The following is a 10,661-nucleotide window of genomic DNA, read 5'->3' as shown; positions in this document are numbered from 1 at the left end:
AATCATACTAGAGAACGATATGTTTTTTAATACCTAAAATGAAAATGGGACTGAAGAATCAATTCTGATTCATCAGTCCCATAAATTATAGAGCCAATATTCTTTGGTCGTCTTTTTTGTCTACTTACCAGCAAGAAGCCAACTTGCGAACTAGAGAAACTTGTCAACGAATTTGTCGACAACGCTTAAAAGGGAACACGCCGTGGGCAAGCCTTGCGAAGTATAGTTGCTTTTAAAAGTCTTTTCGGATTTGTTGTGCAGAAAACAAGAAAAAAGAACCCCTATGAACGATCGAGTCATCGAACGAGGAGTTCTTTTTATTAAATAGAAGATAACCAATTCGGTTTCAGTTTTTTAAAAAACTATTCAACGGTAACGGATTTTGCTAAGTTTCTTGGTTTATCAACATCGAATCCGCGTTGTAAAGTGGCAAAGTAAGCCAGCAGCTGTGTTGGAACGACTGCCACTAAGCTGGTTACCAATGGATGAACATTTGGCAAAATGATTTGATCAGTCGCTTTTGCTAACTCTTGACTAACGATCACAAGGGTGTGAGCCCCACGAGATTCGACTTCTTTCAAATTGCCCCGCGTATGAGAGCCAGTCACTTCTTCCGTGATCACACCGATCACTGGTGTACCTTCTTCGATCAACGCGATGGTGCCGTGTTTTAATTCACCAGCCGCAAAGCCTTCCGCTTGGATATAAGAAATTTCTTTTAATTTCAATGCCGCTTCCATTGATACATAGTAATCATTCCCACGACCAATGTAAAATGCATTACGGGTTTCGGAAAGAAAATCTTCAGCAAATTGACTGATAACAGCTTTTTCATCCACTAAAGCCTCCATTGCAGAAGCAACGATGCTTAGTTCATGGAACACGTCAAAATCCAATGCTTCAGGGACAGCTTTTTCATCACCAATGGCTTTTGCTAATAAGGTCATGACAGCGATCTGTCCGGTATATGCTTTTGTAGAGGCAACGGCGATTTCTGGACCAGCATGAAGCAATAAGGTATGGTTCGCTTCTCGAGAAAGAGTAGAACCAGCAACATTGGTAATCGTGAGACTAGGAAGACCTAACTGGTTGATCGTCACTAATACTTGACGGCTATCTGCCGTTTCACCACTTTGTGATAAGAACAAGAAGAAGGGTTTTGCTGACAACAATGGCATGTTGTAGCCAAACTCACTAGATAAGTGAACCTCAACAGGGATCTGTGTTAGCTTTTCTAAAATGGATTTTGCTGCCCAACCAGCATGATTACTGGTACCACATGCGATGATGTAGATTCGATCGCTAGCTAAAAGTTCGTTTTTTAACGCTGGATCGATTACTACTTCACCGGATTCTCCTTGATATTCTTGGATCAAGCGGCGCATCACGGTTGGTTGATCATCGATTTCTTTTAACATGTAGTAAGGGTACGTTCCTTTTTCGATGTCAGTCAGATCTAGTTGTGCTTCATAAGATTCACGGTACACAAGGTTTCCTTTTGGATCTTCGATTTCGATCGCATCGGCTGTTACGGTCACCATTTCGCCATCTTCGATCTCAACAAAATGAGTCGTTTGATCGAGCATTGCTAAGGCATCGCTACAAATGACATTAAATCCATCTCCCAAACCGATCAATAAGGGACTTTTATTTTTAGCAACATAAATGGTTTCTGGATCTTTTTTTTCTACTAAAGCAAAGGCATAAGAGCCGCGAATCAAGGACAAAGCTTTTTTAAAGGCCGCTTTGGTCGTGCTGTTGTCTTGCTCTTTCAACACTTCAATCAAATGAACAACGATTTCGGTATCTGTTTGACCTTCAAACTGGTGGTTGCTTAAATATTCTTGATGAAGCTCTTCAAAGTTTTCGATCACACCATTATGAACCAAAACGAGTGCTTGGTTTGCCGAAGTGTGAGGATGAGCATTCATTTCTGATGGCTTGCCATGGGTCGCCCAACGGGTATGTCCGATACCGATCGTTCCTGTTACTTTAGAAGTCACTTTTTCTTCCAAGTTTTTGATTCTTCCTTGGGCTTTCACTAAATGATCCGAAGTCCGATCAGCGACATAAAGGCCTGCTGAGTCATAGCCCCGATACTCTAAGCGTTCCAATCCGTTTAAAATAATTCGTTCTGCATTTGATTTTCCTACGATTCCTACAATTCCACACATAATGATAATCCTACTTTCAAAAAATTTAGTTTGGCATTATGTATTTCTATCTGCGCAGCAAGTCTTTGTCATCATCTTACGATGAGATTTGTTCTTGCCTGTAGAGTGCAGTCCCTAGAGTCATCCGCCGAATGTTTCGATAAACTCTTTCCTCGTCATCTGTTTCCAGATCAGGCGCTATCCATATTGGTCTATCTATCCTCCTTGTGAAATATTTTATAGAAATACAAGCAATATCATAATATTTATTCCTGTTTCTGTCAACTGTAAGTTATATGAAAATAATTGGTATAGTTATTGGTAAGGTTGATTTGAACCAGTCTAAAGGGAATCAAAATAGCTGACATAGCTTTGTCGAATAAGATTCCCAAGAAATTTCCTCATAAAGCTATGCTTTTTTTTTTAAGTTCGCTACAATAAAAAAGTAAGAAAGTGAGGGAATGAAATGCCAGAATTTGTAAATTGTATGACTTTTTCAGAGCTAAAGAAAATAGTAGCTGCGATAGAAAAAGATCCTAATGTCACAGATGAAACAAAGGTCATGTTGGATACGGGCTGGGACAGCTTGCAAGAAATTTTACCCGGATCAGTCACCGTGGAAACCGCGCAAACATTCAAAGTCCAGGATGAACTAACAAAGGAATTTTTTGGCGGCTACGTCTTAGCTGAAAAAAGCGAGAAATTTGATGCGGTTGGAGACGAAGAAGCAGTGATCGTCATCAAAAATCTATACTAAATTATGGGAAAGGTGAAAAGTTAGGTGGGAAAATGAATAAAAGAAGATGGATCGCAGCGGCGATCGCAGCAGGGTTATTTATCTGCTCGGGGGTTTTTTCAGTAATCACAAATCGTCCAGAGCAAGAGGAAACTCAAACGCTGCAAGGTTTAAATGCTTTGTTCTACGGAAGTAATGCGATCGAAGAGACAACGTTAGTTGCCGGAGATCAAGACAATCGCATTGTTCGCTTATCTTTAGAAGGAACGATCGCCAGCAGCTCCAGTGGCGGCTTATTCACAACAGAATCTTATGATCATCAGCGATTTTTAGAAGAACTACGGATGATCCAAGAAGATCCAACTATTGGGGGCATCTTGATGGAAGTCAATACCCCAGGAGGCGGCGTCTATGAAAGTGCCGAGATTGCTCGTGAATTAGCAAAAATCAAAGAGTTAGGGATTCCGATGTATGTCAGTATGAAAAACATGGCAGCCAGTGGCGGTTATTATATTTCGGCAGGTGCTGATAAAATTTTCGCAACGGATGAAACGATTACCGGTTCGATCGGAGTGATCATGTCGGGGCTCAACTATGCCGGCTTATTCGAAAAGCTAGGGATCGAAGACAATACGTATAAAAGTGGTGCACTAAAAGATGTAGGTTCAGCAACGAGAGAGCCAACAGAAGCCGATAAAGAAGTCTTGCAGACCTATGTCGACAATGCTTATGGTCGGTTCGTTAAAATTGTGGCTGAAGGACGCGGCATGACAGAAGAAGCCGTTAGAAAGATCGCTGATGGCCGCATCTATGATGGTCAGCAAGCAGTGTCTGTTGGCTTAGTGGATGAAATCGGTTTTCCTGAAGATACATTAGCAGCAATGCAAGCAGATTTAGGCTTGGAAGATGCAGAGATTTTCAGCTATGACGTTTCATCTACTGGATTTGCTTCTACTTGGTTAGGTTCAAGTTTAGCCGAACTGCAAGGACTAAAAGAATCAAATACAGAACGAGTGATCCAATTGATGGAAAGCCTAGGAACAAGCGATGCCCCTAAACCTCTTTATTACTATGGAGGTGAATAACTATGACAGAGAAAAACAAGTATTCCGCTGCCGCATCGTCAACGGATGACAATCACACAAGTACATCAATCGATCAAAGGGAACAGCGCGAAACCTCCACACCGTCAACCGGTCATACGGATGTACGAACTGAAGCGCAGGTTTCAGAAACAGCCGAACCAGTAAACGCCAGCAAAGCGATGAAGAACGCACAAGTAAACCATCCCGATGATTTTTATCAACAAGTCTTGACGTCTTTTCAAGAAGAAGAGTATAACCAAAGTGAAATCGAAGAAAGACAAAAAGCGTGGCAGCATTTTGAAGAACCTGAAAAACAGACCGAAGACAAACGGTTCTTTAATGACTTTCCTAGCTACTTTTTTGCCGGTTTTTGGATACGTCTGTTTGCTTTTTTAGTGGATCTTCTAGTGATCCGGGCAATCACGCAAATAGCGATCGGCAGTATCTATAATCTAGCGAATCTAACGGCAACTAACCAGCGGTTTGGACTTTACAACGTCTGTGCCTTAGCGATCTATCTGGGCTATTTTGTTCTGATGACGAAGCTGAATCATGGCCAAACAATTGGGAAAATGCTCTTTGGCATCCGCGTTATTTCTTTTGTAGAAGAAGAACTCAGTTGGCAAACGGTCTTGATCCGCGAACTTTGCGGGCGCTATGTGCTGCAATTCAATGTTTTCTTTTATCTCGGTTATTTACCAATCGTCTTTAATAAAAATAAGCAGCAGGCTGCGGATTATTTTGCAGAAACAAGTGTGGTAACCATCAATTTGATCAAGGCCTTTAATAAACAGGTGGATGCCAATCACGTAATGATTGGTGCACAAAACTAACTAGCAGATCAAGCAATTAGTAAAGGAGGGGTCGTGAATGGGTGAGACGATTGATTTCCCGGGACCAAATGAGCGGCTTCGTCTGGCGGCAGAAAAAGCCTACCAGTCAAAAGAGTTTTTGCAGGCTTTTCGTTTGTACAATGAACTTTATCAAAAAAACGCCAGTTTTGAGATCAATCAATGGCTCGTGGAATGCTTGCAACAGCTGAATGATTTTGCCAAAGCGTTAGATCTTGCGGAAGACTATCTAGATGATTATTTGAAACAAACTGATGGTTTTTTACAAATTGGTCATCTGCTGATCTTGGATGGTCAATACTTAAAAACTCGGCGCTGGCTTACATTAGGTCAGAAAACAAAAATTCCAAAACGCTATCAGGAACAGTTGGCTAGTGAACTAGCTAAAGTAGAAGAAGTACAACAAATTTTAGGATTGGAAGATTTTCATGGGAAACGCAAGCATTTACGCGCATTAGATGAAGCCAATCAACCGGTGAGTGCAACAGAGTGGCACGTTTTTACCCAAGCAATTACCAAATCACAATTTATCTCGCTGATGCATGACACGTTGGCTTCCATCAAAAATCCGTATTTGCTACCTAAATTAGTGGATGAGCTCGTGCGTCTTGAAGTGGACGAACCTTTTGACCTAATCGATTACCTTGGGAATATGCAGCAAATCGTTCCGAAAGAATTGAAACTTTTACAGGAGGATGACGCTGTTAAAGCGATCCATAAAGCGATCGAAGAAACGATCGCCCAAGAGGACCCGATTTTAGCGGAAAGTGTCTCAGCAGAAATCGATGATCATTTAGCGATAAGTTACCCGTTTTTACCGGCAAAAGAAGAGGCAAGCGCATGGGTGGCAAGCTACATTGAAGATTATCGCGGGTTATTTGAAGAAAAAGAACAGCCAAAAGCAGACAATGAAATAGAAGAACGCAAACGACACTTGCGTAATATCCTACGTTTGAGCATTCGCTGAAAGAAAAATTCGCAACTTTCATGGTAAAATGTTTACAATTAAACAACGTTAGTGTACTATTTAAAGGTATGCATGAAGCTATTTCATATGTAAATCAATTAATATTCGGAGGGAAATAAATGACTGCAAAATGGGAAAAAACAGGCACCAATGATGGTGTTTTGACATTTACGATCGCTCAAGCGGAAATCCAAAAAGGCTTGACGACTGCATTCAATAAAGTGAAAGGCAATCTTAACGTACCTGGCTTCCGTAAAGGGAAAGTTTCACGCCAAGTATTTAACCGTATGTACGGCGAAGAAGCGTTGTATGAAGATGCATTGAACGCTGTTCTTCCAGAAGCTTATGAAGCTGCTGTAAAAGAAGCAGGGATCGATCCTGTTTCGCAACCAAAAATCGACGTTGACAGCATGGAAAAAGGTCAAGACTGGGTAATCAAAGCAGAAGTTACTGTAAAACCTGAAGTAAAACTTGGTGATTACAAAGATTTAACTGTTGAAAAACAAGACCGTGAAGTAACAGAAGAAGACGTTGATGCACGCATCAAACGCGAACAAGAAGCACAAGCTGAATTAGTTATCAAAGAAGACGAAGCAGCTGAAAATGGCGACACAGTCGTTATCGACTTTGAAGGCTTCTTAGGAGAAGAAACATTTGAAGGCGGCAAAGGTGAAAACTACTCACTTGAACTTGGCTCAAACTCATTCATCCCTGGTTTTGAAGAACAATTAGTAGGAACAAAAGCTGGCGATAGCAAAGACGTTACCGTGACTTTCCCAGAAGATTATCAAGCAGAAGATTTAGCTGGTAAAGAAGCAGTCTTCAAAGTAACGGTTCACGAAGTAAAAGCAAAAGAACTTCCTGAATTAGATGATGAATTCGCAAAAGACGTTGATGACAGCGTTGAATCATTAGCTGAATTAAAAGAAAAATATCGTGCTGAATTGACTGAAACAAAAGAAAAAGCAGCAGAAGATGCAAAAGATGAAGCTGCGATCCGTCAAGCAGTTGAAAACGCAGAAATCGTTGAATTACCACATTCAATGGTACATGATGAAGTACACCGTTCAATGGATGAGTTCTTGAACAATATGCAACGTCAAGGAATCTCACCAGAAATGTATTATCAATTAACTGGTTCAACTGAAGCAGATCTTCACACACAATTTGAAGGCGAAGCAGAAACACGCGTGAAAACAAACCTTGTCATTGAAGCAATCGCTAAAGAAGAAGGTTTGGAAGCAACAGAAGAAGATATCGAAAAAGAAATCAAAGAACTTTCTGAAGCTTACAATATGCCAGTAGATCAAATCAAACGCGTCTTAACAGAAGACATGTTGAAACATGATATTACAATGAAAAAAGCAGTTGAACTTGTAACAGGTACTGCAAAAGAAGCGTAGGCAAAACTCTAAAAACGGCGAACATCTAGTGGTGTTGGCCGTTTTTTCATGGGAGTAAATAGGGGATATTTCGGAATTACTAACAAATGATAAGAAAACGTTAGGCAAAGTAAAAATGACTTTTTCTTTCAAAAAAGTTATGATATGATTGTTTAAGACTGCAAAGTTAGTAAACCAAATTCCACTCCTTTAAATAGGTTGGAAAATTTTCAAGGGGTGAACAGTATGTACGATAATACAAACGGTAATGAAGCTGTTCGTTGTTCTTTTTGCGGAAAAACGCAAGAAGAGGTGAAAAAGATCGTTGCAGGGCCTGGGGTCTATATCTGTAATGAGTGCATTGATTTGTGCAAAGAAATCATTGATGAAGAGTTTTACGAAGAAGCAGTTCGGGAGTTTACCGAAGTGCCGAAACCGCAAGAACTATTGAATGTCCTCAATGAATATGTGATTGGACAAGATCGTGCCAAACGAACATTGGCTGTAGCGGTTTATAATCACTACAAACGCGTCAATGTAGAAACGACAGCTGAAGATGTGGAGTTACAGAAAAGCAATATTTGCTTGATCGGACCAACAGGTTCAGGTAAAACATTTTTGGCACAAACGCTAGCACGTTCACTGAATGTGCCTTTTGCAATCGCTGATGCAACCAGTTTAACAGAAGCCGGCTATGTCGGTGAAGATGTGGAAAATATTCTTTTGAAGCTTTTACAAGCTGCTGATTATAATGTAGAAATGGCTGAAAAAGGGATTATCTATATTGATGAGATCGATAAAATCGCCCGTAAGAGTGAAAATGTATCGATTACTCGTGATGTCTCCGGTGAAGGTGTTCAGCAAGCTTTGCTGAAAATCCTAGAAGGAACCACTGCTAGTGTGCCGCCTCAAGGGGGACGGAAACATCCGCATCAAGAGATGATCCAAATCGATACGACCAATATTCTCTTTATCGTTGGTGGGGCGTTTGACGGGATCGAAACAATTGTTAAAAACCGCTTAGGTGAAAAAACCATTGGGTTTGGTACAAACAACAAACGTCTTGAAGAAGGCGAGAGCGTGATGCAACAGATCATTCCTGAAGACTTGCTTAAATTCGGTTTGATCCCTGAATTTATCGGCCGTTTGCCAGTGATGGCTGCTTTAGAGAAATTGACGGTAGATGATTTAGTGCATATTTTGACTGAACCAAAAAATGCCCTTGTCAAACAATATCAAAAATTGATGGCATTAGATGACACAGAACTCGAATTTGAGCCAGAGGCTTTACGTGCGATTGCTGCGCAAGCAATTGAGCGAAACACCGGTGCTCGTGGATTACGTTCGATCATCGAAAATATCATGATGGAAGTCATGTTCAATGTTCCTTCTGATGAGTCGATTCAAAAAGTCACTATTACGGAAGAAGCTGCGAAAGGACTTGGCGAACCAAAAATCATTTACAATGAAGAGACAAAAAAAGCAGTCTAATCGAGACCAAGTCGGATAGTTTCATTGCTATCCGGCTTTCTTTTTGAAAAAAATGAAAAGGAGCGATCCAATGAAAGTACATGAAGCTGAGATCGTCATTAGTGCTGTTTCACCAGCACAATACCCAGATACACCCTTACCGGAGATTGCCTTAGCAGGGCGCTCCAATGTCGGTAAATCTTCCTTTATCAATACATTGATTAACCGTAAAAACTTAGCCCGAACCTCGTCAAAACCGGGGAAAACCCAAACATTGAATTTTTATTTGATTGAAAATACGCTGCATTTTGTCGATGTCCCTGGCTATGGCTATGCAAAAGTATCAAAAACCGAGCGAGCAAAATGGGGAAAAATGATTGAAACGTACCTCGAACAAAGAGAGCAGCTGCGAGCAGTAGTATCTTTGGTAGATTTGCGCCATGCACCTTCCCAAGAAGATGTTCAAATGTATGAATTTTTAAAGTATTATGAGATCCCTGTGATCGTTGTTGCCACCAAAGCAGACAAAATCCCTCGTGGGAAATGGAATAAGCATGAAAGTATGATCAAAAAAGTGTTGTCCTTTGATCCAGCTGATACGTTCATTCTTTTTTCTTCCATTACCAAACAAGGAAAAGAAGAAGCATGGAAAGCCATCGAAGCAGCAATCAAATAATTTTGAATAAAGAAACGAAGCGAGCAAGTCGCTCCCTTCGTTTCTTTGCTTTTTAAAAGTAAAAATTGGGGATTTAGGCTATTCTACGGAGCGTAGAGTGCCAAATTTGCCCAATTTCAGCGAAAATCTCCTTAATATTTGTTAAACTTGTAACAAGGAGGTGTGGTCGAATGCATGAAACATTAAGTAAAAAATTAAAAGAGTATCGATCAAGACATAACTTAACCCAGAAGAAATTAGCTGCGAGGTTATTTGTTTCTGATAAGGCCATTTCAAAATGGGAACGAGGAAATGGGTTGCCAGACATCGAGACATTGGTTCGTCTCGCCGATTTATTAGGCACTCCAGTGGAAGAGCTATTAAAAGAAAAGAAAGAAACCTACTATTATGAATACAAAAGTGAACGGAGGGTTCTACGGCTTCCGTTAATGCACATTTTGATTCCCAATTTATTCTTATTACTGAATCAAGTGACGAGCGTTCGAGAGTTTTTTGTTCTGATGAAAGAGGTACCAACTGCCAGCGGCTGGTTTAGTCTTGGTGTCAAATCCAAAGGGGTTATTGCTTTGGGAATTGTCAGCTTAGGTTTTTTATCGATTGGCTTATTGTCCTTCGGAATGCTGGGGATTGGGACAGTCAGCACCGGTGTTATTGCAATAGGGAACCTCTGTTTTGGCTTTTTAGTTGGGATTGGCAATCTTGCTGTCGGCTCGATTGTTGTCGGTAATCTTGGCATTGGCTGGCTCGCTTTAGCAAATGTCGCAATTGCGTGGATTGGGGTTGCCAATTACGGCGTGGGGAGTTTTATGGCTGTTTTGCCATCAAATTCAACCACAGAGGATTTTAACCAAGCCATTCAACAACTCTTAGCTTCGGAGATCCCTGACTTGATCAAGACCACTATCTTTGAACCAATGATTCATTTTACAAATTCACCGATTTTTGTGGTGATCTTCGTGATGACGATCTTAGCAGCCGTCTTCCTTATTCTCTGCTTGTTGACCATTGGCTTGGTGCGCTTACGTCAAAGCATGATGTATGAAGAGCTATAAGGAAACCATTAGATGCCAATTCTGATTGCTGCATTTAAGTAGACTCAGTGGCTCATTTTCTATTCGCATAAGTAAAAAGGCAAGGGACGGAAGCGTCCTTTGCCTTTTTTATTAGTCTGCTTTCTTACTATCTTTTGGTTGTTTTTTATTCTCATCATCAGGTTCGTTTTTTAAGAAACGTTCAATATCGTTTTGTTGCTTTTTATTGTCCTTATCGTTATCGGGAAGAAAGGCAAAATCATCAAACATTTTATCTAGCGAGTCTTCTCGTTGGAATTTTAAGCCCATA

Annotated in this window: 10 protein-coding genes; 8 read left to right on the top strand and 2 right to left on the bottom strand. The window is 40.6% G+C overall.

Annotation, left to right across the window (positions count from 1 at the left end):
- Positions 1-362: 362 nt before the first annotated feature.
- Positions 363-2,174, bottom strand: coding sequence for a glutamine--fructose-6-phosphate transaminase (isomerizing) (gene glmS, locus ACIPK1_RS15965; RefSeq protein ID WP_400451311.1), 1,812 nt, complete (start codon positions 2,172-2,174; stop codon positions 363-365).
- Between the two features lie 445 nt (positions 2,175-2,619).
- Here glmS and ACIPK1_RS15960 point away from each other — a divergent pair, with 445 nt between their 5' ends.
- The 8 genes from ACIPK1_RS15960 to ACIPK1_RS15925 all read left to right on the top strand — a co-directional run bounded on the left by ACIPK1_RS15960 (position 2,620) and on the right by ACIPK1_RS15925 (position 10,372).
- The gene (locus ACIPK1_RS15960) at positions 2,620-2,910 is read left to right on the top strand and encodes a hypothetical protein (RefSeq protein WP_005235701.1); all 291 of its coding nucleotides are present in this window, start codon (positions 2,620-2,622) and stop codon (positions 2,908-2,910) included.
- Between the two features lie 32 nt (positions 2,911-2,942).
- On the top strand, positions 2,943-3,974 hold the full coding sequence (sppA, locus tag ACIPK1_RS15955; protein ID WP_005235703.1) for a signal peptide peptidase SppA: 1,032 nt from the start codon (positions 2,943-2,945) through the stop codon (positions 3,972-3,974).
- Between the two features lie 2 nt (positions 3,975-3,976).
- Positions 3,977-4,807, top strand: a complete 831-nt coding sequence (locus tag ACIPK1_RS15950; protein WP_194188489.1) for an RDD family protein — start codon at positions 3,977-3,979, stop codon at positions 4,805-4,807.
- A 37-nt stretch (positions 4,808-4,844) separates the two neighbouring features.
- Positions 4,845-5,792, top strand: coding sequence for a hypothetical protein (locus tag ACIPK1_RS15945; RefSeq protein ID WP_086316178.1), 948 nt, complete (start codon positions 4,845-4,847; stop codon positions 5,790-5,792).
- A gap of 119 nt (positions 5,793-5,911) precedes the next feature.
- Positions 5,912-7,195: a trigger factor gene (gene tig, locus ACIPK1_RS15940; protein ID WP_005235710.1), complete on the top strand. Its 1,284-nt coding sequence runs from the start codon at positions 5,912-5,914 to the stop codon at positions 7,193-7,195.
- Positions 7,196-7,420: 225 nt separating this feature from the next.
- Positions 7,421-8,665 (top strand): ATP-dependent Clp protease ATP-binding subunit ClpX, encoded by a 1,245-nt coding sequence (gene clpX / locus ACIPK1_RS15935; protein ID WP_005235713.1) that lies wholly within the window; start codon positions 7,421-7,423, stop codon positions 8,663-8,665.
- 70 nt (positions 8,666-8,735) lie between these two features.
- The gene (gene yihA / locus ACIPK1_RS15930; RefSeq protein WP_400451310.1) at positions 8,736-9,320 is read left to right on the top strand and encodes a ribosome biogenesis GTP-binding protein YihA/YsxC; all 585 of its coding nucleotides are present in this window, start codon (positions 8,736-8,738) and stop codon (positions 9,318-9,320) included.
- Between the two features lie 170 nt (positions 9,321-9,490).
- Positions 9,491-10,372 carry a helix-turn-helix transcriptional regulator gene (locus ACIPK1_RS15925; RefSeq protein WP_400451309.1) on the top strand — a complete coding sequence of 294 codons (882 nt, stop codon included), beginning with the start codon at positions 9,491-9,493 and terminating at the stop codon, positions 10,370-10,372.
- 111 nt (positions 10,373-10,483) lie between these two features.
- Here ACIPK1_RS15925 and ACIPK1_RS15920 read toward each other — a convergent pair whose 3' ends face one another.
- Positions 10,484-10,660 (bottom strand): SPJ_0845 family protein, encoded by a 177-nt coding sequence (locus ACIPK1_RS15920; protein ID WP_005235717.1) that lies wholly within the window; start codon positions 10,658-10,660, stop codon positions 10,484-10,486.
- Position 10,661: the final 1 nt, after the last annotated feature.

The sequence above is a fragment of the Enterococcus sp. NPDC086594 genome (assembly GCF_044746145.1).
GTDB lineage: Bacteria > Bacillota > Bacilli > Lactobacillales > Enterococcaceae > Enterococcus_D > Enterococcus_D entomosocium.
This window is presented reverse-complemented; position numbering and strand designations above follow the sequence as displayed.